The sequence below is a fragment of the Panacagrimonas sp. genome, assembly GCF_965216805.1.
Classification (GTDB): domain Bacteria; phylum Pseudomonadota; class Gammaproteobacteria; order Nevskiales; family Nevskiaceae; genus Panacagrimonas.
The window spans coordinates 1,779,362-1,805,329 of the sequence record NZ_CBDCGN010000003.1 but is presented as its reverse complement, the minus strand read 5'-3'; the positions used below and the strand labels follow the sequence as shown (position 1 = coordinate 1,805,329).

General features: G+C 66.1%; 28 protein-coding genes. 10 read left to right on the top strand and 18 right to left on the bottom strand.

Going from position 1 to position 25,968, the window contains the following annotated elements; translation table 11 throughout:
• Window positions 1-14: 14 nt before the first annotated feature.
• From ACOOHP_RS21240 to mobA, 6 genes are all read right to left on the bottom strand, one after another.
• On the bottom strand, window positions 15-1,226 hold the full coding sequence (locus ACOOHP_RS21240; RefSeq protein ID WP_420468464.1) for a molybdopterin molybdotransferase MoeA: 1,212 nt from the start codon (window positions 1,224-1,226) through the stop codon (window positions 15-17).
• Window positions 1,223-2,149 carry a bifunctional molybdenum cofactor biosynthesis protein MoaC/MoaB gene (moaCB, locus tag ACOOHP_RS21235; RefSeq protein WP_420468463.1) on the bottom strand — a complete coding sequence of 309 codons (927 nt, stop codon included), beginning with the start codon at window positions 2,147-2,149 and terminating at the stop codon, window positions 1,223-1,225. Before moaCB ends, ACOOHP_RS21240 begins: the two co-directional genes overlap by 4 nt.
• Window positions 2,142-2,627 (bottom strand): molybdenum cofactor biosynthesis protein MoaE, encoded by a 486-nt coding sequence (locus tag ACOOHP_RS21230; protein ID WP_420468462.1) that lies wholly within the window; start codon window positions 2,625-2,627, stop codon window positions 2,142-2,144. Before ACOOHP_RS21230 ends, moaCB begins: the two co-directional genes overlap by 8 nt.
• 12 nt (window positions 2,628-2,639) lie before the next feature.
• Window positions 2,640-2,870 (bottom strand): MoaD/ThiS family protein, encoded by a 231-nt coding sequence (locus ACOOHP_RS21225; RefSeq protein ID WP_420468461.1) that lies wholly within the window; start codon window positions 2,868-2,870, stop codon window positions 2,640-2,642.
• Between the two features lie 272 nt (window positions 2,871-3,142).
• Entirely contained in the window at window positions 3,143-4,147 is a 1,005-nt protein-coding gene (gene moaA / locus ACOOHP_RS21220) for a GTP 3',8-cyclase MoaA (protein ID WP_420468460.1), read from the bottom strand.
• Between the two features lie 10 nt (window positions 4,148-4,157).
• On the bottom strand, window positions 4,158-4,751 hold the full coding sequence (mobA, locus tag ACOOHP_RS21215; protein WP_420468459.1) for a molybdenum cofactor guanylyltransferase MobA: 594 nt from the start codon (window positions 4,749-4,751) through the stop codon (window positions 4,158-4,160).
• A gap of 134 nt (window positions 4,752-4,885) precedes the next feature.
• Here mobA and opgC point away from each other — a divergent pair, with 134 nt between their 5' ends.
• Entirely contained in the window at window positions 4,886-5,989 is a 1,104-nt protein-coding gene (opgC, locus tag ACOOHP_RS21210; RefSeq protein ID WP_420468458.1) for an OpgC domain-containing protein, read from the top strand.
• 259 nt (window positions 5,990-6,248) lie between these two features.
• Here opgC and ACOOHP_RS21205 read toward each other — a convergent pair whose 3' ends face one another.
• The gene (locus ACOOHP_RS21205) at window positions 6,249-6,713 is read right to left on the bottom strand and encodes an HIT family protein (protein WP_420468457.1); all 465 of its coding nucleotides are present in this window, start codon (window positions 6,711-6,713) and stop codon (window positions 6,249-6,251) included.
• 176 nt (window positions 6,714-6,889) lie between these two features.
• Here ACOOHP_RS21205 and ACOOHP_RS21200 point away from each other — a divergent pair, with 176 nt between their 5' ends.
• On the top strand, window positions 6,890-8,170 hold the full coding sequence (locus tag ACOOHP_RS21200; protein WP_420468456.1) for a Yip1 family protein: 1,281 nt from the start codon (window positions 6,890-6,892) through the stop codon (window positions 8,168-8,170).
• Between the two features lie 10 nt (window positions 8,171-8,180).
• Here ACOOHP_RS21200 and ACOOHP_RS21195 read toward each other — a convergent pair whose 3' ends face one another.
• Entirely contained in the window at window positions 8,181-9,116 is a 936-nt protein-coding gene (locus ACOOHP_RS21195) for an oxidoreductase (RefSeq protein ID WP_420468455.1), read from the bottom strand.
• Between the two features lie 156 nt (window positions 9,117-9,272).
• On the opposite strand from ACOOHP_RS21195, the gene ACOOHP_RS21190 reads away from it, so the two are divergent.
• The 6 genes from ACOOHP_RS21190 to ACOOHP_RS21165 all read left to right on the top strand — a co-directional run bounded on the left by ACOOHP_RS21190 (window position 9,273) and on the right by ACOOHP_RS21165 (window position 15,009).
• Window positions 9,273-10,172, top strand: a complete 900-nt coding sequence (locus ACOOHP_RS21190; protein WP_420468767.1) for an SMP-30/gluconolactonase/LRE family protein — start codon at window positions 9,273-9,275, stop codon at window positions 10,170-10,172.
• 88 nt (window positions 10,173-10,260) lie between these two features.
• Complete coding sequence (hmgA, locus tag ACOOHP_RS21185; RefSeq protein WP_420468454.1) at window positions 10,261-11,559, top strand: homogentisate 1,2-dioxygenase; 1,299 nt, start codon at window positions 10,261-10,263, stop codon at window positions 11,557-11,559.
• The gene (gene fahA / locus ACOOHP_RS21180; protein ID WP_420468453.1) at window positions 11,560-12,885 is read left to right on the top strand and encodes a fumarylacetoacetase; all 1,326 of its coding nucleotides are present in this window, start codon (window positions 11,560-11,562) and stop codon (window positions 12,883-12,885) included.
• Entirely contained in the window at window positions 12,882-14,225 is a 1,344-nt protein-coding gene (locus ACOOHP_RS21175) for a cytochrome P450 (protein ID WP_420468452.1), read from the top strand. The genes fahA and ACOOHP_RS21175 overlap by 4 nt, the downstream gene beginning before the upstream one ends.
• A gap of 52 nt (window positions 14,226-14,277) precedes the next feature.
• Window positions 14,278-14,400, top strand: a complete 123-nt coding sequence (locus ACOOHP_RS21170) for a hypothetical protein (protein ID WP_420468451.1) — start codon at window positions 14,278-14,280, stop codon at window positions 14,398-14,400.
• Window positions 14,401-15,009: an alpha/beta fold hydrolase gene (locus tag ACOOHP_RS21165; RefSeq protein WP_420468450.1), complete on the top strand. Its 609-nt coding sequence runs from the start codon at window positions 14,401-14,403 to the stop codon at window positions 15,007-15,009. It abuts the gene before it with no gap.
• 54 nt (window positions 15,010-15,063) lie between these two features.
• Here ACOOHP_RS21165 and ACOOHP_RS21160 read toward each other — a convergent pair whose 3' ends face one another.
• The 7 genes from ACOOHP_RS21160 to ACOOHP_RS21130 all read right to left on the bottom strand — a co-directional run bounded on the left by ACOOHP_RS21160 (window position 15,064) and on the right by ACOOHP_RS21130 (window position 21,956).
• Window positions 15,064-15,606, bottom strand: a complete 543-nt coding sequence (locus ACOOHP_RS21160; protein WP_420468449.1) for a hypothetical protein — start codon at window positions 15,604-15,606, stop codon at window positions 15,064-15,066.
• 195 nt (window positions 15,607-15,801) lie between these two features.
• Window positions 15,802-16,272 (bottom strand): DUF805 domain-containing protein, encoded by a 471-nt coding sequence (locus ACOOHP_RS21155; RefSeq protein WP_420468448.1) that lies wholly within the window; start codon window positions 16,270-16,272, stop codon window positions 15,802-15,804.
• A gap of 30 nt (window positions 16,273-16,302) precedes the next feature.
• Window positions 16,303-16,689: a lysozyme inhibitor LprI family protein gene (locus ACOOHP_RS21150; protein ID WP_420468447.1), complete on the bottom strand. Its 387-nt coding sequence runs from the start codon at window positions 16,687-16,689 to the stop codon at window positions 16,303-16,305.
• A 272-nt stretch (window positions 16,690-16,961) separates the two neighbouring features.
• Entirely contained in the window at window positions 16,962-18,680 is a 1,719-nt protein-coding gene (locus ACOOHP_RS21145; protein WP_420468446.1) for an N-acyl-D-amino-acid deacylase family protein, read from the bottom strand.
• A 149-nt stretch (window positions 18,681-18,829) separates the two neighbouring features.
• Window positions 18,830-19,882 carry a class I SAM-dependent methyltransferase gene (locus tag ACOOHP_RS21140; protein ID WP_420468445.1) on the bottom strand — a complete coding sequence of 351 codons (1,053 nt, stop codon included), beginning with the start codon at window positions 19,880-19,882 and terminating at the stop codon, window positions 18,830-18,832.
• A 162-nt stretch (window positions 19,883-20,044) separates the two neighbouring features.
• Window positions 20,045-20,737 (bottom strand): SET domain-containing protein, encoded by a 693-nt coding sequence (locus ACOOHP_RS21135; protein ID WP_420468444.1) that lies wholly within the window; start codon window positions 20,735-20,737, stop codon window positions 20,045-20,047.
• Window positions 20,738-20,867: 130 nt separating this feature from the next.
• Entirely contained in the window at window positions 20,868-21,956 is a 1,089-nt protein-coding gene (locus ACOOHP_RS21130) for a TPM domain-containing protein (RefSeq protein ID WP_420468443.1), read from the bottom strand.
• Between the two features lie 263 nt (window positions 21,957-22,219).
• On the opposite strand from ACOOHP_RS21130, the gene ACOOHP_RS21125 reads away from it, so the two are divergent.
• On the top strand, window positions 22,220-22,603 hold the full coding sequence (locus ACOOHP_RS21125) for a limonene-1,2-epoxide hydrolase family protein (protein ID WP_420468442.1): 384 nt from the start codon (window positions 22,220-22,222) through the stop codon (window positions 22,601-22,603).
• A 67-nt stretch (window positions 22,604-22,670) separates the two neighbouring features.
• On the opposite strand, the gene ACOOHP_RS21120 is transcribed toward ACOOHP_RS21125, so the two are convergent.
• From ACOOHP_RS21120 to ACOOHP_RS21110, 3 genes are read right to left on the bottom strand one after another with little or no spacing between them, the layout of a single operon-like run.
• Window positions 22,671-23,192: a hypothetical protein gene (locus ACOOHP_RS21120; RefSeq protein WP_420468441.1), complete on the bottom strand. Its 522-nt coding sequence runs from the start codon at window positions 23,190-23,192 to the stop codon at window positions 22,671-22,673.
• Between the two features lie 11 nt (window positions 23,193-23,203).
• Window positions 23,204-23,551, bottom strand: a complete 348-nt coding sequence (locus ACOOHP_RS21115) for a hypothetical protein (protein WP_420468440.1) — start codon at window positions 23,549-23,551, stop codon at window positions 23,204-23,206.
• A 45-nt stretch (window positions 23,552-23,596) separates the two neighbouring features.
• Window positions 23,597-24,613, bottom strand: coding sequence for a helix-turn-helix domain-containing protein (locus ACOOHP_RS21110; RefSeq protein WP_420468439.1), 1,017 nt, complete (start codon window positions 24,611-24,613; stop codon window positions 23,597-23,599).
• 108 nt (window positions 24,614-24,721) lie between these two features.
• Between ACOOHP_RS21110 and ACOOHP_RS21105 the strand changes: the two genes are divergently transcribed.
• Entirely contained in the window at window positions 24,722-25,966 is a 1,245-nt protein-coding gene (locus tag ACOOHP_RS21105; RefSeq protein WP_420468438.1) for an acyl-CoA dehydrogenase family protein, read from the top strand.
• Window positions 25,967-25,968: the final 2 nt, after the last annotated feature.

Sequence of the window (25,968 nt, the reverse complement as noted above, 5' to 3'; positions counted from 1 at the left end):
CTGATCCACGCGCTTCAAAGACCGAGGTCGATCCAGGGCACCACCGCACCGGCCGGCAGCGGCGCCGACGCCGCGGCGATCCATGCCAGCGCATCGGCCGCAGCGAGGTTGCTGAGCATGTGCGAAGCCTGCTGACCCTGCGGGTGCAGGCGCATCACACCGTGGTCGTCGAGTTCGGTGCGCACGCGCAGCCAGGTGTCGCGTTCGGCGTCGCAGCGCACCGACGCTGCGAGCACGCCGCGGTGCTGCAGCGGACCGGCCGGATCCACACCTTCCAGACGGTCCAGCGCGCGGCGCACGAAACTGGCCAGGTTCACCAGCACCGACGCCGGATTGCCGGGCAAGCCCATCAGCAGGCAGGCCTGATGCCTGGCCACGTACAACGGCTTGCCCGGCTTTTGCGCGACCTTCCAGAACAGCCGCTGTGCGCCCAGCGCCTCGGCCTGCGGCAGGATCAGATCGCGATCGCCCACCGAAACCCCGCCGCTGGTGAGCACCAGATCGGACTCGGCAAAAGCACGTTGCAGCCCGGCGCGCACATCGGCTTCGGTATCGGCCAGCGCCGCCACCCGCGGCGGCGCATAGCCGGCCCGGGCCAGCCACGCCGCCATCAGCGGCCCGTTGGCGTTGTAGACCTCGCCCGGTCGCAACTCGCGGCCAGCATCCACCACCTCGTCGCCGCTGACCAGCACGGTGATGCGCGGCTCGGCGCGCACATCCAGTTCGGCGACACCCGCCATCGCCAGCATGGCGACATGGCCGGCGTTGAGACGACGCCCGGCCGGCATCAGGACGGTGCTGGCGCTGAGTTCCTCGCCGCGTCGCCGCAGGTCCTGACCCACCGGTGTGGCGCGCAGGATCAGCACCTGGTCGCCGTCGCGCGTCGTCCACTCCTGGCGCACCACCGTGTCCGCGCCCTGCGGAATCAGGCCGCCGGTGTAAATGCGACAGGCATGGCCGGCGGGCAGCACTGGCAACGCGTCGTGCGGGCCCGCGGCGACGGTTGCTGCCAGTGGAAAGCGCGCGGGCAAGACCTGCACCTCGGCGGCGCGCAACGCGTAGCCGTCCATGCTGCTCTGATCGAACGGTGGCAAGTCGCAGGCGGCAACGACGGCGCCGGCCGTAACCCGATGCAATGCCTGGCCGATCGACACCCGCTGCGGCGGCAGTACCGTCACCGCCGCGTCGATGCGCGCCAGTGCGTCGCGGATACTGAGCAGGCTCACGTATAGCCGCCTTCGTGCGGCCGCAGGGTGCGACACACCTCCAGCAGGTGGATCAGGCCCGGCAACACCGCGGCCAGGGTTTCCTCGGCGCCGCGACGCGAGCCCGGAAACGTGGCGACGAAGCTGCTGCCGGCCAGCCCGGCCACGCCGCGCGACAGCATCGCGTAGGGCGTGCGCGACTGCCCGAACGCGCGGGCAGCCTCCATGAAGCCAGGCAGCGGCGTTGTGATCAGCGGCTCGACCACGTCCACCGTGCAGTCGCGCGGGCCCAGGCCGGTGCCGCCAACGGTGATGATGCAGTCGATCTTGTCGGCAACCAGTTGTTGCACGCGCGCACCGATCTGCGCGGGCTCGTCGGGCAACACTTCGAAACTGGCGATGTCGAAGCCGGCTTCGGCCAGCCGGTCGCGCACGGAAGCGCCCGCGGTGTCGGGCTTCTTTTTTGCAGCGACGGTATCGGACAACACCACGATGGCGGCACGCATGCCGCGCGCCTGGCGGGCGTATTGCGACTTGCCGCCCTTCTTCTGCACCAGATGGATCTCGCCGATACGCATCTGGTCGGCGCGTGCGTGCGCCTTGAGCATGTCGTAGACAGTGAGCGCGGCCACCGACACCGCGGTCAGGGCTTCCATCTCCACGCCGGTGGCAGAGACGGTCTCCACCTCCGCGATCAGCGCGATGCCGTCGTCCTGCACGGTGGCGGTGACTTCGGCGCGCAGCACGCCGATGGGATGGCAGTGCGGCAGCAGGTCGGGGGTGCGCTTGACCGCCATCAGCCCCGCCAGCCGCGCGGCCTCGCGCACATCACCCTTCTGTACGCTGCCCTCCACCACCCGTGCCAGCGCCTCCGGTGGCAACTTGATGAAGCCCGCCGCGCGCGCGGTGCGCAGGGTGGTCGGCTTGAGGCTGATGTCACGCATTCGGGCTGCGGTCCTGAGCTTGATCTTCCTCCGGCGCAATGCAGCAGCCCTCGACGAAACTGCTGCTGCCGTCGGGATAGAACTCCTCTTTCCAGATCGGCGCGCGGTGCTTGGTGGCGTCCACCGCGTAACGCAGCGCGGCAAAGGCCTCGGCGCGATGCGGCGAACGCACCACCGCGACGATGGCGGTCTCACCGATGCCCAAGCGACCGACGCGGTGCTGCACCCGGCACACCGGCACGCCGAATTTCTCGCGGGTTTCGATCTCGATCTCTTCGATGATCTTTTCCGCCAGCGGTACGTGCGAGGTGTATTCCAGCCCGGTCACCGCGCGGCCCTGATGATGATTGCGCACGGTGCCGGCGAAGACCGACAACGCGCCGCAGTCCGGGCGTTCGGTATCGGCCAGCAGCAGGTCCAGCGACAGCGGCGTTGATTGCACGCGCGCTGCGATCAGTTCGCTAGCAGGTCCACCCATATCGACTCTCCTTTAGCCGCCGCTGACAGGCGGCAGCACTGCCACCACGTCACCGTCATTCAATGCTTTTGCGGGCGGCACCAGTTGCGTGCCGACGGCGAACGCGCAGCGCTCCAACTCAGCCGCCAGCGCGGCGTGAACCGGTAAAGCCTGCAAGGCCGCAAGTACGGTGCTGGATTCAGGAACCTGCACCTCGCAGCGATCTGTTCCGGCGAGGCGTCGGGTCACGCCCCAGAATTCCACATGAATTTTCATCTGGTGATTGTACGGCCTGACTTTAGTCAGGCGTCGACGCGGCGCCGGGAACGAAAATGAAGTCGGTCCAGCGATAGGCCGAGCCCCGGCCTGTATCGACGGCGCAGCACCTCGATACGCCGCTGCGCGGCTACCCGGTGTGAACGGGTTTCAAACGAAGGTGCGCCCACAACGCGCCACCTCGTCCCGCCCCCCGGCTTGCGCCGTGGGCGTTCGTTGGCGCAGCGAGTGCCACTGGCACTCGCCCACAACGCGCCACCTCACCCACCCAAGTGATGCATGGTGATGGGGCGCTCGGCGTAACCCTTGCGCTCGGCGTAACCCGCTTCCTTGTGCCAGACGTGGCCGCGGATCGCGTGGGCAAGTTCGGCGTCGTCGGCGCCGCTGCGCAGCGGCGTCTTGAGATCGCGAAACTGCTCGGAGAACAGACAGGAATACAGTTCTCCCGTTGCCGACAGCCGCACGCGATCGCAGGTCGAGCAGAACGGCCGCGAGATGGTCGGGATGATGCCCAGACGATAGCGGCCGTTGAGCAGGAAGTATTCCGCCGGCTCGGAAGTGCGCGGCAGGCGTTGCACTGCGAATTCTTGTTGCACCTGCTCCAGCACCTGGGCTTCGGTGATGACTTTGTCCTGCGTCCACAGGCCGCGCCCGTCCAGCGGCATGAACTCGATGAAGCGCAGCGACAGTTGCTCGCCATAAGCCCAGCGCACCAGCGGCAGCACTTCGTCTTCGTTGTAGCCGCGGATCACCACGCTGTTGAGTTTCACCGCCAGCCCGGCGTGGCGCGCAGCGTCGATGCCGGCCAGCACCGGCGTCACGTCGCCGCGGGTCATGGCACGGAAACGGTCCGGGGTGATGCTGTCGATGCTGATGTTGATGTCGTCCAGCCCGGCGTCCTTGAGCGCCCTGGCCACCGGCGCCAGACGCAGCGCGTTGCTGGTCATGGCAATGCGATCCAGGCCCAGCGGCCGCAGCGCATTCAACTCCGCGGTGATCTCCACCGCATCGCGCCGCAGCAACGGCTCGCCACCGGTCAGGCGGATCTCGCGCACACCCAACTCGGTGACGAACAGACGCACCAGACGCACCAGCTCGTCGCGGCGCAGGATCTGCTCGCGCGGCAGCCACTTGGGATGCTCGGGCATGCAGTACAAGCACTGCAGGTTGCAGCGGTCGGTCAGCGACACCCGCAGCTTGCGCTTGCTGCGGCCACGCGCGTCGCGCAGCGGTCCGTTCGCAGGGATGAGCAGAGGAGCGTTCACGACCGCCACTCTAATCCACTGCCCCCGCGGGGGCATTGAGGTTGACCGGGGCTGCGCCGCACAGGCGCGCCAGCCGGTGGCCTGCAAACCAGCGTCGAGGCGCGCGCTCGCCGGCATCGAAGGCGGCACGGGCGTCGGCGGCCAGCGCGGTGCGGATCAGGCAGAAGGTGGGATGAAGTCCGTGCGCGTCGGCCAGCACCGCGATGTCGGCGGCATCGCGCTGCACACAGGCCCGCATCTGTGCGGCGAGATCGGTCGGCAGCGTTGGCGTATCGCAGGGCACGCACAGCAGCCAGGGCCGGCGCGCGGATTCCAGCAGGCGAACCATGCCGACAAAGGGGCCCTGCCCCGGCGCGGCACCGTCATCGACCACGACCTCGGCGTCCAGGCGGGCATAGCGATCCAGATTTCGATTGGCCGAAATCCACACCTCCGCGACCTGCGGCCGCAAGGCCTGCAGCACCCATTGGATCAGCGGCCGGCCGTCATGCAGGACCCAGCCCTTGTCGACGCCGCCCATGCGCAGCCCGAGTCCGCCGGCCAGGATGCCGCCGCTGATGTCGGAATTGGGCGATGCCGGCCCGGAGGCGTGCGCTGCGTTCATGCAGGCAAAGGGTAAGCAGGTCCGGCGCAGGCGTCATCCCGCTGGCCAGCGAACGGATCGGCCGATGCCGGTTCAGCGGACCGCGCTACCCGCGCACTACACTGCGCGCAGTCCCTTTCCTCGCAGCCTTACGCATGACCCGCAACCCTGCCCTGGACGTGCTGCGCGGCATGCTGCTGGTGATGATGACGCTCACCCACCTGCCCACGGTCTGGCAGGGCGCGCTGGTGGAGCCGCTGGGTTATGTATCGGCCGCCGAGGGTTTCGTGTTCCTGTCGGCCTTTCTGGCTGGCCGCCTCTATCTGGGTCTGCATCAGAACCAAAGTCCGCGGGCCGCGCGGCAATGGACCTGGGGTCGTGCCCGCCAGCTGTACCTGATTCATCTGGTGCTGCTGGCGGTGGCCTTCACCCTGGTGGCGTGGATCGCCGACAGCTACGGCCGACCCGCCGCCCGCAATCTGCTCGGCTTCTATTTCGACGCACCGCTGCCGGCGATCATCGGCGGTGCCGCGCTGATCTACCAGCCGCCGCTGCTGGATATCCTGCCGCTGTACATCCTGCTGATGGCCGGCACGCCGCTGGCGATGGGGATCGCTCTGAGCTGGAGCTGGGGCCGCGTGCTGGCGATCAGCTTCGCGATCTGGCTGGCCGCGCAACTGGGATTGCGCGAAGCCTGGTTCACCCTGCTGGCCGGACCGGAGAATCTGCGCCTGGCCTTGCAACTGCTGGGCTCGTTCGACCTGTTCGCGTGGCAGTTTCTATGGGTGCTGGGTCTGTGGTTCGGCGCGGATGGGCTGCGCTGGTTGCAAGCCGATCCGGTGCGCTTGCGGGGTTTTTTGAACGTCTCGCTGGCAGTGGCGGCGGTCATGTTCGCGTGGCGCCACCTCGGCGGCCAGCACGGCTGGATGGACGCCGCACAGCGATCAATCTGGATCGACAAATGGTCGCTGTCGCCGCTGCGGCTGGTGAATCTGGCGGCGTTGATCGGTGCGCTGATGGCGGTCGGGCCCGCCTTGATCGACAGACTGCGACTCACCCCGTTCGAGCAACTGGGACGCTCTTCGCTGTGGGTGTTCGTGGCGCACCTGGCCTCGCTACTGCTGCTGCTCTGCGTGGTGGGACCGGACGATCAGCTACTGCGCGGTGCGGTCGGCCTGGCCACGCTGGCTACCGGGTTCGCGGCACTGTTCTTCGCCGCCTATCTGCACCGTCGCTATCAGGCGGCGGCCAGGGCCTGAGATTGGCCTGGACAGGGTTTCGCAGGTCGGCCTTTGGGCCGAAATCCGACCTGGTTTGTCGGGTTGAAACCCGACCTACGTCAGCGCTGCTGGCCTGATCTGCATAGCGCTTTTCCGAATCCCGACTGCAAGGATTACGTCATCGCCGCAGCGCAGACGGCGGCCGCGGGCCGCCCTACAGATAACGTTCCGCGCCCGCTCGTACTTCGTTGAGTCGGCTCCCCTGAACAACCTGCTTCGCTTGCCTGGATTCATTGGGCTACGTCATCGCCGCGGCAATGGCCTCGGCTTGTGCTTTGAGTCGGGCCAGCCGTTCGGGTGTCATCTTCGGCAGGCGGCCGAGCAACGCGATGTGCGCGGTCATCTTGGCCAGGGTGCGCCAGCGGTCGTGCGCGTAGCGCGGGACCACGTGCAGATGAACATGCGGCACGGTCTGACTGGCGGCGCGACCGTCATTAAGCAGGAAGTGTTGCGCGGCGCTGCCCAGGCCACGCTGCTGTGCCTGCCCGATGCGGCGCCCGAGCAGCAGCAGGTGGCTGCAGACCTCGGCCGGCAGTTCGGCCAGGGTCGCCACCGACAGGCGCGGCACCACCAGCACGTGTCCGGGCGAAATCGGGTTGATGTCCATGAAGGCGACGCAGATGTCGTCGCGGTGAACGAAATTGGCCGGCAGATCGCCGGCAATGATGTGATCGAAAATGCTCATGCGGTCGAAAAGCTTCATGAACTCACTCGCGCTGGAGCATACCGACCCTGCTGCCAGCCGGCAGTGGCGCACTTCAAACCGGGCCACCGGCGCGACGCGCTTCACACTGCAGACATGGCGTCGACGCAGGCGAGGGCTAGACTGTTCGGAGTCGCGGACACAGCGGCGCCAACATTGTCCACCGGGGAAACACCATGACCAAGCTCAACCTCGTAGACCGGGTCAAGAACATTCTGCTGGTTCCGCGCCAGGAGTGGCCGGTGATCGGCCAGGAGCAGGACAGCATTGCCGGGCTCTACACGCGCTACATCCTGCTGCTCTCCGCGCTGCCTGCAGTGGCTGGCTTCATCAAGTTCAGCCTGATCGGCACCAGCATTCCGCTCACCGGGGTGACGGTGCGGGTCGGCGTGTTCTCCGGCCTGTTCAGCATGCTGGTGCAGTACGGCCTGGGGCTGCTCGCGGTGTACCTGCTGGCGATGATCGTGGAGGCGCTGGCACCGACCTTCGGCGGGCAGAAGAACCGGGTGCAGGCGCTCAAAGTGGTGGCCTACGCCTACACCGCGAGCTGGGTCGCCTCGGTGGCGGTGATCCTGCCGTGGATCGGCTGGCTGCTGTCGCTGGCCGGCGGCGTGTACGCCATCTACCTGCTGTACCTGGGCCTGCCGTCCACCATGCACAACCCGCCGGAGCGTTCGCTGGCCTACACCGTGGTGACGGTGGTCTGCGCAATCGTGCTGGGTGTGGTGATGGCGCTGATCCTGAGCGTGTTCGGCGGCAGCCCGGACCTGGGTTCGCGCACGTCGGATCGTGGTGACGACATTCAGATCAGCACGCGCGACGGCAGCGTCAGCATCGATTCCGACAGCGCCCTGGGGCACCTCGGCAAGATGGCGCAGCAGATGGGCGCCGCCGGCAAGAAGCTGGAGGCCGCACAACAATCCGGTGATACCGCCGCGCAACAACAGGCGCTCGGCGAAGCGCTGGGCTCGATGTTCGGCGGCGACGGCAACGTCAAGGCCCTGGAGCCGGCGCAGATCAAGGCGTTTGTGCCCGAATCGCTGGAGGGCCTCACCCGCACCAAATATCAGGCCGAGCGCAATACCGTGATGGGGCTGCAGGTCGCCAGCGCCAGCGGCGATTACAGCAACGACGAGGGCAACGCGACTCTGCGCCTGGAGATTACCGATCTCGGCGGCGCCAGCGGCCTGGCGATGCTGGCCGGCTGGGCGCTGGTGGAAACCGAGAGCGAATCCGACAGCGGCTACGAGCGTGTGCGTGAGCAGGACGGCATGCGCGTCCGTGAGCGCTGGGACGGCAGCAGCCGCAGCGGCGAATACGACCTGATCGTCGCCGAACGTTTCATGATCAAGCTGCGCGGACAGGACCTGGACATGGCGCAGTTGCACGCCGCCGCCGAGCAACTCGATCTTTCCGGCCTGCGCGAACTCAAGACCGCGGGCGCTGCGGCGGAATAAGTCTGCGCGCCTACAACAGCTTGGCGCCAACCAGGGATTCCGACAGCGTCCACAGCCGTTGCGCGGTGGGCGCATGCCGCGCGGCGCGACGGCAACCCACCTTCGTCGGATAGCCGCGCAACTGCTGAAAACCATCGGGGCCGATGTAGTCGCCGCCCGCCACGTCCGGCGCGGTGGCGGCATACAGCGTCGGCAGCGCACCCATCGACGCCGGTTGGCCGATCAGATTGTTGCCCAAGCTCATTGCCAGACGGCCGATGGCGGAATTTTCCATCTGCGGTCCCACCATCTGCAGATTGGTGGCGGCATAGCCGGGATGTGCCGCGGCGACTTTGATCGACAAGCCGGCCTGGCGCAGGCGGCTGTCCAGTTCGAAGGTGAACAGCAGGTTGGCCAGCTTGCTCTTGCCGTAGGCGTCCCACTTCAGATAGCGCTTGCGCTCCCAGTTGAGATCGTCCAGGTCCATGCCGCGGGTCCAGCGATGCGCCAGGCTGGCGACGTTGACCACGCGGGCGTCGCCGCTGAGGGTCAGACGTTCGATCAGCAAGGCGGTGAGCGCGAAGTGGCCGAGATGATTGGTGCCGATCTGCATCTCGAAGCCGTCGGCGGTGCGCTGCAGCGGCAAGGCCATGACCCCGGCGTTGTTGATCAACAGGTCCAGGCGCGACTCGCTGGCGAGAAATTCGGCTGCAAACGTGCGCACCGATGCCAGATCCGCCAAGTCGAGTGTCATGCAGCGTGCGTCCGCTGCCGACGCCTGCTCCTGCACGCGCGCCAGCGCGGCATCGGCCCGTGCAGGATTGCGGCAGGCCAGGATCACCCGCGCGCCGGCCGCGGCCAGCGCCGTCGCGGTCTCCAGCCCCAGGCCGCTGCTGGCGCCGGTGACGATCGCGGTCTTGCCTTGCTGCGACGGCATCTGCGCCGCGGTCCATCTGTGCTGGCTCATCGGTTCTCTTGAGTCGAATGTACGTAAACGTGTGTGATGGGTGCGCCACCCCTGCGGGACGGCCCGCATGGCATCGCGGCGTGTATTCAGGCTGAATTCGGTCACGCCCGATAGCGCCGTTGCGACACGCCCGCGCGCGCCACGGCCACCGACCCGATCACGGAGCTCAGCATGCAGACCGTCGCCCAAGGATTCACCTATCTCGAATGCCCGCGCTGGCACGACGGCCGACTGTGGGTATCCGATTTCTACACCCACCAGGTCGTCGCGGTCGATGCCAACGGCCGCGTCGAATGCGTGGCGCAGGTGCCGCAACAGCCTTCCGGGCTGGGCTTTCTGCCCGACGGCCGCGCCCTGATCGTGTCCATGCGCGACCGTCGCATACTGCGTCGCGAACCCTCCGGCGAGCTGGTCACGCATGCCGACCTGATGGCGCACGCACCCTGGCATCTCAACGACATGCTGGTCGATTCCCAGGGGCGTGCCTATGTCGGCAACTTCGGTTTCGACATCATGACGGGCGCTGCCGAGGCCACCACCTGCATCCTGCGCGTGGACCCCGACGGCAGCGTGGCGGTGGCGGCCGACGGCTTGATGTTTCCCAATGGCACGGCCATCACCCCGGACGGCCGCACCCTGATCGTGTCGGAATCCTTTGCCGGCTGCCTGACCGCGTTCGATGTCGCTGCCGACGGCGGTCTGAGCAATCGCCGCGTGTGGGCCGAACTCGGCCTACCCTACCGCGCGATGCACGAGCAGGGCGCCGAACTCGAAAAGGTCGCGGTACCTGACGGGCTGTGTCTGGACGCCGAGGGCGCCGTCTGGGTGGCCGACGCCGTGCGCCACTGTGTGCTGCGCATCGCCGAGGGCGGGCGCGAACTGCAGCGCATCTCCACCGGCGATCTCGGCGTGTACGCCTGCATGCTCGGCGGTGACGACGGCCGCACCCTGTACCTGTGCGCCGCGCCGTCGTTCGATGAAGCCGAGCGCAAGGCCACCCGCGACGGCAAACTGCTGGCCACCCGAGTGGACGTGCCGCACGCGGGGCTGCCGTAACGCGCGGCCGGTTCTACTGCGACAACCCCAGCCGGGGTTGAAATCATCACCCTTCGACAAATCCGGCCTTCATGGGCACCGTGCAGAGATGACTCCGGAATTGCGCTACCTCGGCGGCTTCGCGCAGGAACTGTCCAGCGAGGCGCTGCCCGGCGCGCTGCCGGTGGGTTGCAACTCGCCGCAGCGCTGTCCTTACGGGCTCTACGCGGAGCAGATTTCCGGCACCGCCTTTACCGCACCACGCCACGCCAACCGCCGCAGTTGGCTGTACCGCATCCGGCCCAGCGTGCTGCAGGGGCGCTTTGTTGCGCTTGAACAACCGGGCCTGGTCACGGAGTACGACCGCGCGGTGGCGCCCAACCCGCTGCGCTGGGACCCGATGCCCTGGCCCGACGCCCCCACGGATTTTATCGACGGACTCAGGGCCTGGGGCGGCAATGGCGCGCCGGACACCCACAGCGGATGCGCCATTCACTTGTACGCCGCCAACCGCTCGATGCAGCGGCGCTACGTTTACGACGCGGACGGCGAGCTGCTGATCGTGCCGCAGACCGGACGCATGCGGCTGGCGACCGAGTTCGGTTTGATCGATGTGTCGCCGCAGGAGATCGCGCTGATTCCGCGGGGAGTACGCTTTCGGGTGGAACTGCTGGACGAGCAGGCGCGCGGATACGTCTGCGAAAACTTCGGCGCACCCCTGCGCCTGCCCGAGCTCGGTCCCATCGGCGCCAATGGACTGGCCAACGCGCGCGATTTTCTGACCCCGGTCGCGAACTACGAAGACCTCTCGATTGCCGGGGAACTGGTCTGCAAATTTCTGGGACAGTTCTGGCGCGCGCCCATCGCCCACTCGCCGCTGGACGTGGTGGCCTGGCACGGGAATCACACGCCCTGCAAATACGACCTGCGCCGTTTCAACGCGATGGGCTCGGTGTCCTATGACCACCCCGATCCTTCCATCTTCCTCGTGCTGCAGTCGCCCAGCGACACGCCCGGTGTGGGCGCGCTGGACTTCGTGGTGTTTCCGCCGCGCTGGGTGACGGCGGAGCAGACCTTTCGCCCGCCCTGGTTTCATCGCAACGTCGCCAGCGAGTTCATGGGCCTGATCCATGGCCGCTACGACGCCAAGGCCGACGGCTTCGTGCCGGGCGGTGCGTCACTGCACAACGCAATGGTCGCGCACGGCCCGGACAGCGCCACCTACGACAAGGCCTTGCGCGCCGACACCTCCGTGCCGGCCCGGATCGAAGACAGCATGGCCTTCATGTTCGAAAGCCGCATGGTCATCCAACCCACCCGACAAGCGCTGCAAAGCCCGCAGTTGCAGGCCGGTTACGCGGATTGCTGGCAAGACCTGCGTGCTCACTTCACCCCGGATTCACGCTGAATGAACCGACTCAATGAAACCCACGACCCCGCGCTTAGCAGTTGGATCGAATCGGCCAACGCGCCGGGCTGCGACTTTCCCATCCAGAACCTGCCGTTCGGCGTGTTTTGTCGCCGCGGCACCACGGAGCCGCCGCGCGGCGGCGTGGCGATTGGCGATCAGATTCTGGACCTCGCCGCGGCCGCACAAACCGGGGTGTTCTCCGACACCGCGCTGATCGCGCTGCAGGCCGCCTCCGCACCCGCGCTCAACGCGCTGATGGCACTGGGCGCGTCTGCGTGGTCGGCCTTGCGTCTTGCGCTGTCGCGAGCGCTGCGTGCGAACTCCGCGGCACAGACGAGCCTGGCCGCCTGCCTGGTCGCCCAGACCGACGCCGAGCTGCTGCTGCCGGCGTTGATCGGCGACTACACCGACTTCTACGCCTCCATCCATCACGCCACCCGCGTCGGCCGCCTGCTGCGTCCGGACCAGCCGCTGCTGCCCAACTACAAGTGGATTCCCACCGGCTATCACGGCCGCAGTTCATCCATCGGGGTGTCGCCGCAGGACTTCCCGCGCCCGCACGGACAGACCCTGCCATCCGGCCTGACCACGCCCCTGTTCGGCCCCAGCAAGCGGCTCGATTACGAACTGGAGCTGGGCGCCTTCATCGGCCCCGGCAATGCGCTGGGCAGCGCGCTGACGATGGCGCAGGCCGAGGCGCAGATCTTCGGCCTGTGCCTGCTCAACGACTGGTCGGCGCGCGACATCCAGGGCTGGGAATACCAGCCGCTCGGCCCATTTCTGGGCAAGAGCTTCGCCACCACGATCTCGCCGTGGATCGTGACCCTGGAGGCACTAGCGCCGTATCGCCTGCCGTTCACGCGCCCCGCCGACGATCCTGCGCCACTGTCCTACCTGAGCTCAGCGGACAACGCAGCGCACGGCGCCATCGACATCCAGCTTGAAGCGGCGCTGCAGACCGCCGCGATGCGCGAACGTGGCGAACGCGCCGCCACGGTTTCGCACAGCAGCTTTCGCCATTCGTACTGGACCTTGGCGCAGCTGGTGACCCATCACAGCATCAACGGCTGCAATCTGCGCCCGGGAGATCTTCTGGGCAGCGGCACGCAGTCGGGTCCGACGCCCGCCGAGTCCGGCTCCCTGCTGGAACTCAGCGAAGCCGGCCGCAAAGCCCTGCGCATCGGCAGCGGTTCGGAGGAGCGCAGGTTTCTGGAAGACGGCGACCGCGTGGTCCTGCGCGCCTGGTGCGAACAGGCCGGCGGGCCGCGCATCGGTTTCGGCGCGGCCGTGGGCACCGTGTTGCCGGCACGCAACGCCGCGTGACGACCCCGCCGCCCGCCGCCGCGGATACCGATCGCATCTTCGATGCCTCGACCTACGTCGCCGGCGTGCCGTTCGAGGTTCTGACCCGCCTGCGCGAACAGCAGGCGGTGGTGTGGGTGGACGAACCCGCGCTGCTCGGCTGGCCCGCCGGGCCCGGCTTCTGGCTGGTGCTGCGCCATGCCGAGGTCGAGGCGGTAATGACCCAGCCGCAACGCTATTCGTCCGCGCTCGGCGGCACCCAGATCCGCGATCCGGCCACAGCGGACGCGCTGCGCTTCGTGCGCCGCATGATGCTCAACATGGACCCGCCCGAGCACACCCGCCTGCGCAGGCTGCTGGCCCGTTCCTTCACCTCGCGCGCGCTCGCCCAGCTCGAAGCCCGCATCCGCGACCACGCGCGCGACATCGTCACCCGCGTGGTCGGCAACGCTAGTCACGGCCGCTGCGACTTTGCCAAGGACATCGGCGCCGACCTGCCGCTGCTCGCGCTGGCCGAGATTCTGGGCGTGCCCCCGCAGGACCGCATGCTGATGTTCGACTGGTCGAACCGCGTGATCGGCTACCAGGACCCGGACTACGCATCGTCGTCGTCATTCGATCTGGACGCCGGAACCGCCATGGCCCGCAAGGCGATGCGCCTGCGGCCGCAGCCCGGGCCGGACGGCCTGATGCCCGACCCGCGCACCCGCGAGGGCATGCCCGACCTGTACGCCTACGCGCATCTGCTGGCCGAGGAAAAGCGCCGCAACCCGGGTGACGACGTGATGTCGCTGCTGCTCGCGCAGGTGGACGACGACGGCGGGCAGGTCTCGATTGAAGAATTCGAGAACATGTTCTGGCTGTTCGCGGTCGCCGGCAACGAAACCCTGCGCAACGGCCTGCCCGGCGCCTGCATCGCGCTGATGGAAAACCCCGACGCGCAGGACGAGCTGCGCACCGACCCCTCGCTGCTGCCGCGGGCGGTGGAAGAATTGCTGCGCTGGTGGACCCCGGTGATGACCTTTCGCCGCACCGCTGCCGAAGACTGCGTGTTGGGCGACACCGCGATCCGTACCGGCGACAAGGTGGTGGTCTCCTTCATTTCCGCCAACCGTGACGAGCGAGTATTCCACGAGCCCGACCGCCTCGACATCCGCCGTCACCCCAATCCGCACATGGTGTTCGGGCAAGGACCGCACTTCTGCCTGGGCGCGCAGCTTGCGCGCGTGCAGATGCGCGCCCTGTTCGGCGAAGTGCTGAGCCGCATGGGACGGCTGCAGACCGACGGCGACCCCGCCTATCTGCGCTCCAACTTCCAGCGCGGCGTCAAGCGCCTGCCGATCCGCTGGTCGGTGGCATGACCGGTGTCCTGATCAGTGCCCTGATCAATATCCGGATACGGGAACCCCGCACATGACCCCGACGCTGCACATCCGTACCCTGGGCAGTGGCGATGCGGTCCTCCTGCTGTTGCACGGCCCCGGGGCTACCGGCGAGGTCCGGGCCGGACTGACACAGCATTTGCAGGCGCAGTAATTGCAAGACCGCGCGATCGTCCCGGACCTGCCGGGGCATGGCCGCTCCGCGCCCCTGTCGCCGCACTACTCGTTCGTGAATCTCGCCGCGTCAGTTGCGCAGATCATCCCGCCAGCGTCGCGCGTGGTGGTGCTCGGCCACTCCCTCGGCGGCGCGATCGCACTCACCCTGGTCATCGGCGGGTCCGGAGTCCGGGTCGACGCCGCGTGCGGGCTCGGCATCAAGTTCCAGTGGAGCGCCGACGAACACGCAAGCGCCAAAGCACTGTCGACCAAACCGAACCCCGTGTTCGCCAGTCGTCAGGAAGCCGCCGAGCGGCACCTCAAGCTCGCTGGACTCACCGGCCTGCTCGCAGCCGCCATAGCCACCATCGTGCCCGCCACCGGCGAGCACGACCCCAAGTGCCCGGCCGATGCGCCACGTGCGCTCAGCCTCCACGCAATCGTGCTGCCGCGGTCCTGGGCTACAACGCGCACATGGGACGTCCCGATGCGCTGTTCGATGCGCTGTGGCCGTTGTTGGAACGACTGGGGTGTAAATCAGAACCCGCCCTTCGCAGGACGCGTAGAGCAGTCTAAGCGGAACCGCCATTCCAGATTCCTCATTTAAGCGTCGATGCGCATAAAAGTCAGGCTTTCTTCTCCCTTCAGATCCCTATTGGTTTTAAAGTTTTGTCACGTTCACTACCGATAATATTGAACCGTCCTTGATGTGCCCGGAGACGATGCACATGTCATCGGCTTGGCATTCTTCGAATATTGAATTTGCCATCTCGGATTGCGTTGGAAACGTATACTCCGATCCGTCATCGGATATGACGCTCGATAACAAAGTGCCAGAATTGATCGTGCCGATTATTACGGTCGTCTCCGAGGAATTCGGAGTAGATATTGATGATGCCTGACCCTTAGAAGCAGCACGGCTTGCCCTTATCGCCTCAACGAAGCTATTTGACGCTCCTAAGAAATGACCACGCGGAATTCCGGCCACGAACACAATGTGTTGATTATTGTCATCAAGTTGAGATTCGTAGCTAATCGGCAGTTCATAGCGCTGTCCCACAACTAACTTGCCCTCGCAACTTATCTTTTTTATTCCCTTGTCTTCCGCGGTAGCTCTCGGAAGCTGGACAACTAAATTGTCATCTATTTCAGATTGCGAGGTTTCTTCACTCCCGACAAATTTTTCAACGAAGATCTGTTTCACCAGATCGATAGTCTCCGCGTCGGAGCACTTGGGCGGGCCACTGCTGCACCCAGATGTAATGAGCATTAAAGTTGCGATGATCAAGGCAGGGAAAAAATATTGGCTCACTCACATCCCCCCGTCGTGTCGCACATCTTGTCGTAACCGAAGTTCTTCCGCCTCGAAGCGAAAGCCCGGATCAGTTGTAAGCCCATTTTAAATGACAGCGGCCTTAGGATTGGGCCCATAAGAATTGTCTCCAGAAGTACTGTCTTGTACTGCGAAGACAATCAAAACAATAGCGCCAATTAGTGGAATAATTCCGATCAGCAGCCACCAACCACTACGATTGGTATCGTGAAGCCGGCGGACGCTAACCGCTAAGGAAGGCAGAAAAACGACGAGAAAAAAAAGACCACCCAGCAGGCCTACGCCCGCTTCCGTGTCGAAGGAGCCTGTGATGCCATCAATAATTGACAGGCCAATAAAGATAAGAATAAAAAAAAGAAAGAAGTACCAATACTCAGCGCGCCGAGCGCGCCCGGAGAACGTAGCGTACTTTTTTAGAGCCCCAATAAACCAGTTCATAATTACCCCCAATAATTGCTGCAAATAATTCGACAGCAGACGTACCCGTACAAGTGCTGGATGTCTAAATTCGCTTCCTCCCGTAACGCTGTATCGCACAAGTCGGGTGCAGTGCGACTTTTTTGCTGACTACTCAAGAAATCTTTCAAGCTCTTTGGCCCGCGATGCAGTGGCTTGCAGTACACAATCGCTGCCGCTCACTGCGGCCATAGTTCCGCCCTCCGGATCAGCATAGAAACCACAATTCGCATCACGAAATTGAATCCAAATGCGCTGCGTAGCCAGAAGTTGCGCTTTCCTTGCATCGGAAAGCTGACCACGCAATTTTCGGTAGGCGCTGTTCAGCCTTGCATCTTGGATCGCAGTTTCTGTCGTGACGCAGTCGAGCATAGCTGCTGTCACGCCCCCAGAGTTATCCATGCACAGCGAGAACTGTTTGGTTAGCAGCGAATTGTCCGCGACCGCATTTGTGGATATTGCGAGTATCAAGAACACGGCTGTAAGACCTTGTTTCATGTTCGCGTAGAAGGTTGTGCGGAGAGAATGCTTCGAATCAACTTAACTTCGTTTATGAAACAGACCGTACCCCTTAAAGCTCGTCCAAGTCAAAGGATTCTTGGACCCTCCGGGCCCCCGCGTCAGAATAGTTGCCGCCTTGATAGGACCATATATGGGGGCGTCAATGAAGGTAGAACGTGGCTCGATACGGACAAGGATTCAAGGTCCGGGTGGTAGCAAGCGTAATTCGCGGAAGGCGGATTACGCGATGAAGCTGTTAGTCCGCCCCACTAGGTAGCCCCGCTCCGCACCAGCCTCCCCGGCAACGCCCCCGTCGCGACGCCCTCGCGATAGATCATCTCTCCCGCCACGAACGTCGCGGCAATTCCCTCGCAGTCCTGGATGAAGCGCGCGCCGCCGCCGGGCAGGTCCTCGACCTTGCGCGGGGTCTTGAGCATCAGCTTGTCGAGGTCGAGCAGGTTCACGTCGGCCTTGCAGCCGGGCGCGAGGCGGCCGCGGTCGTTGAGCGAGAAGAAGCTCGCGGGATCGTGCGTGATGCGGCGGATGCCTTGCGCAAGGCTCAGCAGCTTTTCGTCGCGCACCCACTTCGTGATCAGGAACAGGTTCGCGCTGCTGTCGCAGATGGAGCCGACGTGCGCGCCGCCGTCGCCGAGCGCGCTGATGGTGTGCGGGTGCTGCATCAGCGCGCCGATCACCGTGCCGTTCTTGCTTGTGGCGGGGATGTAGATGAGGTTCTTCGCGTCGTTGCCCAGAAGGAAATCGTAGAGCCATTCCATCGGGTCACGGCCGTCACGCTGCGCGCGCGCGGCGACCGAGTCGCTGTTGGCGGGCAGGTAGTTGATGGGTTCTTCCATCGGGTACATCTGGTCGAAGGCGCGCTCCAGCAGCTGCACGAAGATGTGCGGACGGTCGTTCTGCTCGGACAGAATCTGCGCCTTGATGGCCGGGTCGCGCAGCTTCGCGAGCTTCTCGGCGGCGGGCAGCACTTCCAGCGCGAGGAAGGTGGGGCGGCGGTAGAACGGGCTCATGCTCGCGGGGTGCCCCATCAGCACGCCGATGGGGCGCGAGATCACCTGGCCACGGATGTCGAGGCCCTCAGCCTGCGCGGCATCGATGCGCTTGAGGTGTTCGCGCCAAAGGTCGGGATTCGGATTGGAGCCCGGCGGTGGCTTGTCGAACGCGGCCAGGGTGAACGTGCCCTTCGCGCCGGTGGCCTTGCTGACGTCGCGCAGGATGCCGAACTCCGCGTCTTCATCCACCCAGTCGGAGATGAATTGGAGGACGTGACCTTTGTCGCCGGACAGGCAAGACCCGAGTGCCTTCATTTCGGTCACGGCGGCGCCCATGGTCGGCACCGATTCACCGGTACTGCTGAGATGAAGCAGGGTGCGTGAACTGGAGAATCCGATGGCGCCGGCGTCCATCGCCTCGCGCACCAGCTTCTGCATGGCGGCGATGTCGTCCGCGGTCGCGGCCTCGCGATCCACGCCGCGCTGGCCCATCACGTACACGCGCAGCGGTGCGTGCGGCAGGAAGGCGGCGACGTCGATGTCGCGCGGTTTGGCTTCCAGCGCGTCGAGGTAGTCGGGGAAGCTCTCCCAGTTCCACTGGATGCCGGCTGCGAGCGCGGAACCCGGAATCTCCTCCACGCCTTCCATCAACTGCACCAGCACCTCGCGGTCGGTCTTGCGGCAGGGCGCAAAGCCTACGCCGCAGTTACCGAGCACGACCGTGGTGGTGCCGAGATTGGACGAGGGATTCATGTGCGAGTCCCAGGTGGCCTGGCCGTCGTAGTGCGTGTGCACGTCGACGAAGCCGGGCGTGACGGCCTTTCCCGTGGCGTCGATCTCGCGCGTGGCGCTGCCCGAAATGCGCGGCGCGATGTGCGCGATGCGGCCAGCCTTGATGGCGAGGTCGGCGACGTAGGGCTCAGCGCCGGTGCCGTCGATGATCTGGCCGTTGCGAATCAGGATGTCGAATGGCTCCATGACGCATCTCCTTTACGACCCGCTATTCGTGGATCGCTGATGGGGTCTGCGGACAGGATAGGCCGGTTCGGCGGATCCTTCGCCTGGGGCGCGCCCGGGGTACGGGCATCCAGGGCCGCAAGTGCGGCCCTCAACTCGGCTTGCTGCCGCTACGGCCGCGCTTCCAGCACCAGGTTGAAAGGCGTTTCCGTGGCCCGCCGGAACCGCGTGAACCCACCGCCGTCCACCACGACCTCGCGTAGTCGCGCCTCACCCGCCTGCGCGCCCAGTGCCGGACCCTTGCGCGCCAGCGACACCGGCACGCAGATCTGCGAAGAGGCGCCATACATCACACGGCCGACCGGGTTGAGATTGTCCTGCACACGGTCATTGGCGAAAGGCTCGACGATCATCGCGATGCCATCGGACTTGAGCGCCGCCCGCGCGTGACGCGACACGCCGACCGGATCGCCCATGTCGTGCAAGCAGTCGAAGAACGCGATGAGGTCGAAATCCTTTTCCGGGTAGCCATCGGCGTCGGCCACCTCGAATGTTGCGTTGTTCAGACCAGCGGCGGCGGCGTGTTCGCGCGCCACGCGTATCGATTCGGCGTGATAGTCGTAGCCGATGAAGCTTGATGAGGGGTAGGTCCGGGCCATGAGCAAGGTGCTGGCGCCATGGCCGCAGCCGACATCCGCCACCCTGGCGCCGGACTGGAGCCGCGCGACCGCCCCGTCCAGTGCCGGCAGCCATGAGGCAATCAGGTTGGCGTTGTAGCTGGCGCGGAAGAAACGCTCGGTGCCATGGAACAGGCAGGGATGATGATCGCCCCACTCCATACCCTGGCCGCTCTCGAAATTTTCCAGCGTGCGGTGCAGCGCATGAAAGGTCGCCTGGACGATGTTGTACGCACCCGGCATGTCGACCGGTCCATTCGGGTCGGCGAGGCACAGCGCCTGTTCCGGACTCAGAAACCACTTATTGGCAGCAGCGTCGTAGGTCACGTAGCCGCCCGCGCCCTGATTGCCCAGCCACTCGCGCACGTAACGCTCATGCGTCTCCGTGCGCTGCGCCAGTTCGGCCGAGGTCAGCGGGCCCTTGGCCAGTTCCCGATAAAGGCCGAGCCGGTCGCCCACCAGAACCAGGGCAGCGCTCATCGCGGCGCCAAGATCGCCAACTGCCTTGCCCAGAAACTCGTTGAGCTTGCCTTCGTCGACGGCCATGGCGCTTCCCCGGTTGGTGATGTGAGCAACTGCTGAAGAGAGACTACGCCGCGCCGACCGCGCCGCACAGCGCCACTCGTCTGCCGGGATCCGATTCGGCCGTGCCTTCCGAATGCCGTGCATCCCGGGAGCTGAGCCTGGCCGCGGAGCGCCGTAACGCACCTATCCCGAAGGTCGCTGGAAGTACGCGGCCAGCGCGGTCCTGGACAGGCCGGCGACGTGCGCCGGTCGCTCGGATTCGCAGCGGGGACATCGGCACAGGAACTGGAAGTCGCGGTGCAGACGCTGGTTGCGTTCAAACCAGTCCAGGGTCAGAAAGGCGGTGTCTGCCTGGTAGTTCCAGCAGATCGCGGTGTCCTTCGAAATGGGGCGCGTCGCCAGCAGCAGCTCCGCCAGTGGCGATTGCGGGGCGCCGCGCAGCTCGGCATTGGGGTCGCAGGAATGATTCGAGCGACTCAGCGTGGGCCAGATGCCGTAGCCGGTCACGCCGGCCTGGCGATAGCGGATGTTGTTGGTCGCCACCCGGTGATAGAGCTGCGCCAGCTTCTTCGGGTTGCGCCGGTACTTGCGCGCGATGTGATCCAGGGTCGCCTCGTCCTCCGGCGCGAGCGGCCACTTGGTCAGCCGCAAGTCCTGCGCGCTGACCTGCTCGAACATCTCAGCGGAGGACAGGATGGTCTCCAGCAGCAGCCACGACCCGACGTCGTCCTCGCCCTCGTGGGTTTGCGCGAAAGCGATGGGGTACTCCGCCACCAGCAGCGCGCCCGGTTCGGCGTCTGCAGATGCCACGAGCTGGCGTTCGCCACCCCAGCCGGCGATGCGGGCCAGAGGCGCATGGACACTGGGGAAGGTCATGCCGATTGCACGGGACGGACATAGCGCATGGAACGATCAGCTCTTGAGTGAACGCGTGAGCCGAAAGCTTAGCGCCCCGCCCTGTCCACGCGCTGCACCTGCGCCAGCGGCGGACTCGCGCATCGGACCTTCACCATCGGGAACTGGCACCGCCGCCGCCGGAACTGCCGCCACCCGAGGATGAGGAGTAGCTGCTGCCGCCGGATGAGGATGACGAGGACGCCCGGCTGGCGTGATACGCGGGGGTGTAGCTGAACCTTCCGGGTGCGGTTTCCTCCAGGTGGCCCTTGCCGATCAGGTCGGCCCGCTGTTTAGCGATGTTGTCCAGAAACCGGCGGTAACGTTCGGGCGAGCCGTACTTGCGTCCGGACAGATAGGCCACCAGCGCGACCACCAGCAGCGGGATGGCCAGCGAGAGATAGAAGATGATCGGCTGCATCGCCGACAGGAAGAATACGAACACGCCGGGGTTGATCGACAGAAACGCCAGCACGCCCCAGTTCAGTCCCCACCGGCCGGTGTGGTTGGGTGTCCTGACGACCTGCTCGTCGCCCAGCGCCAGCGCCGGTTGCGCACCCAGCAGCGTGTCGCGGCGGTAGGCGACCCAGGCGTTGCGGATCGGCACACACAGCCACAATGGCAGCAGGAACACGCCCCAGGCGATCAGGCCGCGCTTCCACACCATGTCGTCGTCCGCGGTGGACGGGTGTTCGAGTTCGCGCAGCGCGTCAGGATCCTGCGCGCCCAGGCGCGACAGAAAACCGAAGGCGTCCGCGATTGCCGCGGCGACATCGCCTTCGCGCATCTTCGGCGCCAGGTAGGCATCCAGCGCCCGCAGCGCGGCGACGTCGGTGATCGTGCCTTCGAGCCCGTAGCCGACTTCGAAGCGCGACTCGCGATCATTCATCGCCAGCACCAGCAGCAGGCCGTTGTCCGCATCGGCCTCGCCGAGTTGCCATTGTTCGAACGCTTCCACCGCAACGTTCTCGATGGGCTCGCCCTCTAGCGCTTCGAGAATGAACACCGCACCCCAGATGCGGCTTTCCTCGCGAATGCGCTGTAGTTCAAGGTTGACGCGCTGGTTGGCGGCGGCGTCGAGATACCCGCCGGGGTCGACGACGTTGGGCGTGAACGGCGGGATCGTGAGCCGGGCGGCTGCGCCGGGCGCAGACAGTGCGAGCGTCAACGACGTGACGGCGAGAATCCACAGGATGCGCATCGGCAACTCTCTGGCTGCGGCACCAAAAAAAACGCGGCTCCGCGGGCGCGGAGGAAAGGCGCCTAGCGTAGACCACCCTCAACGATTCGGAACGCCCGCAGCGTGCGCTATTTCTCATCCGGATTAGGGCCGAATCCCACCTCATCGCCCCAATCGGGTCAGCCCCGCACACACCTCCGGGGGAGTCGCTGGCGCCACCTGGAGGATTGCCAGGCGCACCGCGCTCGCCCACTGTGGATCACCCTGGAACGAAGAGACCTCACATGGCCATGAGTCCGCTGGAAACCGTCAACGCCTTTTGCGCCGCCTGGCAGCGCGGCGACATTGAAGAGCTGATGAGCTACTTCGCCGAGGACGCGATCTACCACAACGTGCCGGTGGCACCGATCCAGGGCAAGGAGGCGATCAAGCAGGGGTTCCTGGCCTTCGCGAGCCTGATGGAGGGCATCGAGCTGATCATGGTGCGCACCGCGGCGACCGGGTCGGTGGTGTTCAACGAGCGCATCGACCGCTTCACCTGGAAAGGCCGGCAACTCGACCTGCCGGTGGCCGGCGTGTTCGAGGTTCACAATGGCAAGATCACCCTGCACCGCGACTACTTCAACTATCCGACCTGGCTCGACGCCACTGGAATTCCGCTTGGCTGAGCCTGCGCCCGTACCGGACCGACGCCCCGCGCGACGCCAGTCCGCGAGGGCCCGATTCCCGAGGGCTTCAGGTGTGGCGCAGATGCCGCCAGGCGCCGTACAGGGCCAGCCCGAGCAGGATGTGTACGGCGATCACCGGCGGCCAGCCGAACAGGTAGATAACGTCGTTGGCGAGCCCGCCCTTGAACGGTGCCCCGCCAAACGATAACCCGCGCGTGCCGTACAGGGCGTTGAAGATCGGCGGAATGGTGAACATCCAGGCGTTGATTAGCGCAGACCAGAAGAACCACTTGAACTGCACGGCGCTGAGGCGGATGAAGCGCCCGCCGGCGGCCCAGGCCATCAGCAGCAGACCGTGGGTGATGCCCTCCATGTGCGCCATGCGCCAGGCGCGGCCGTCGTCTGGAATCGACACCGGAATGTTGATCGGAATGGGCCACAGCTCGATGCGGCCCAGCAAGGCGAAGAACCAGATCCAGCCGATGGAAATGGCGAGGATCAGCAGACCCACGCCATTGAGGAACAGCAGGGTGCGCATGCGCTCGGACATGTGGGTGCCGGTGTCAGCGGCAACGGGTTCTGCGCTCATGAGACTCCAGGTCAGGAAAGCGGAATGGGATCAGCGGCATCAAGACGCTTCGTGTCGAAGCGCAACGGAGAATGGTCGCGTGCGAAGAGCTGCGCGCAAACCCGCGCTACAGCCTGCTCGCGTAGCTGTCGGGGGTTGTCGCCGGGCAACGTAATGCGCAGCCCCCTCGGTGTGAGCCTGCGGAAGATGCGCGAGAACTCGGGCTTTCGCGGATTCCACTGCGCCGCCATGTCCGCTGGGCAGGCGAACTCCACCTGACGAACCGTCATGCGGGCGTCAGCCTCGGAGATTCTGGTCGCGGACATGGTCTCCCCCTTGTCCCCGGTCATCGGCGAATCGCGGGACCGGATGCCGATCATCGTTCGATCGGCCGTGGCCCTGTCAAGCCACTGCGGGCGCGTCCGTCACTGCGCGGAGGATGAATGCACTGCAGTGTCGACCACGACGGTCGTCTCGCCCGCGTCGACGACGGCTTCCGCCCGCGCGACGCGCCACTGTCCGGGGCTGCAACCGAACCGCCGGCGAAACATGCGGGTGAAGTGCGGAATATCGCCAAAGCCCCAGCGCGCAGCGATGGCGGCGATCGGCCGATGCTCCAGCGGATTCGACAGATCCTGCGCGCAGCGTGCCAGGCGCGTCTCGCGGATCGTGGCGGCCACCGAGTGCCCCTGCGCTGCGCAGACCTTGTGCAGGTAGCGGATGGACACGCCCAGGCGTGCCGCCAGCACCGGCACCGAGAGGTCCGGGTCTTCGAGGGAGCGGCCGATTTCGCGATGAACCGAGCGGACCAGCAGCTCCCTCGCCCGCTGTGTGCCGGAGGCGTTGGTGCCGATGCTGCCTCGCGCCGCCTCGCCGATCCATTCGCACAACTGGTCGATCAGCGTTTCGCAGCTTGGCTCCGGCACCACGTCGGCGCCTTCGATGAGGGACTGCATGAAGCCGGCCGCGATGCGGCCCACGCCCGTGCGGCCGTTGATCGTGCGGGCCCGCAGTGCCGCAGGGTTGCTCACGCAGCCGAGCAGCCGGTCACGCGGCAGACGAAACGACAGCACTTCGAAATCGCCGTCGAACTGCAGCTGGTAGGGCCGCGCGGTATCCACCACGCTGAAGTCCCCGGCCTGCATGATGGCGACGCCCTGGTCCTGCAATACGCGGCCGGTTCCGGAGACCTGCAGGTTGACGAACAGTCGATCCTGCGGATCCAGGCGGATCTCGCGCGGCCCGCGAACCACGACCTGCGGGCAGGACGCGATCCTGGCGGCATGGGCCGAACCCAGGGCCGCCAGCGACACCCGGCTCGGGAAGGCGGCGCGCGCGACGGCGGGGCGCGGGTCCAGCGTCGCAAACGCCTCGCAGATCACCTCGCGCCAGAAGCCGAAGTGCGCACTGGCGGGCAGCGAGTCGGTGGACCATTCCTGCATGGCGCATTGCCGCATCCGGGGCGCGAAAGCGCAAGGGTTCGTGCACAAAAGCACAAGTCCGCCGCACGGGCTGCGGACAAACTGCCATGCCCGCTCTGGAGACCCGCGATGCCTATCGACTTCACGCTGTCGGACCCACAACGGCGCCTTCGGGATTCGGCGCGTTGCTTCGCCAACGACGTCCTCTCCGGAGTTCGCGACGCCTCGCGCAACCTGCCGACGGCGACCGAACGCTTCGCCGCCACGCGGCCGTTCTACGAACAGGCCATCGGCGCGGGATTCCTGCGCCGACTCATTCCGCAGCCGTTTGGTGGCGAGGGTGCGGGTTACATCGATATGGCGATCGTGGCCGAGGAGTTCTACGCGGTCGACGTCAACGTCTCGCTGACGCTGTTCGCCAACCTTCTGGGCTTGATGCCACTGTTCCTGGCCGGCAGCGCCGACCAGCACGCGCGCTTCGTGGCGCCGTTCCTGGCCGGCGTCGGCGCCCCACTGGCGGCGTTCGCGAGCAGCGAGCCCGGCGGCAGCGCCAACTACGCCGCGCCGGCACCGGCAGAAGGCGTGCGCACCACGGCGCGCCGTGACGGCAACACCTGGGTGCTCGACGGCACCAAGCAATGGATCTCCAGCGCCACCGGTTGGGACGCCGGCGGCGCGGACCTGCTCTGCGTGGTGTGCCGGACCGATAGCGACGCTCCGCCGGAGCGGGGCATCTCGGTGATCGCCGTGCCCAGACCGGAACGCGGGCTCACGCTGATTCGCGCGCCCGAGACCCTCGGGCACCGCGCCCATCTCGTCCCGCGCTTCCGGCTCGCCCAGGTGCGGGTACCGCTGGATCACCTCATTGGCGCGCCGGGCCAGGGCAAGGCCATCGTCGATGCGAGCTTCGGCGCCACCGCGGCGCTGGTCGGCCTGATGGGAGTGGGGCTGATGCGTGCAGCTTTCGGCTTCGCCCTCGAATTCGCCCGGACCCAGCGGCGTGGCGGTGCACGGCCGATCATCGAGCATCAGGCGGTCGGCTATGCGATGGCCGATGCCAAGACCGCCATCGAAGCGGCGCGCTACCTGGGCTGGAAAGCCTGCCATGCGATGGACGCGCAAGCGCCGGGCGCACCGGAGATGGCCGTGCACTCGAAGATTCTGGGTTCCGAGAGTGCGGTCCGCGTCATCACTGCGCTGATGAGCGTCGTCGGCATCGATAGCTATGACCACGAGCTGCCGCTGGCCGGACTGCTGCAGGACGCCCTGGTATTGCCACTGTTCGACGGCGGAAACATGGGCGTGCGGCGCCGCCAGCTGCACGAACTACTGGCCGGACCGGACTACGACCCGATGGCCGCCGCCGATGCCTAAGC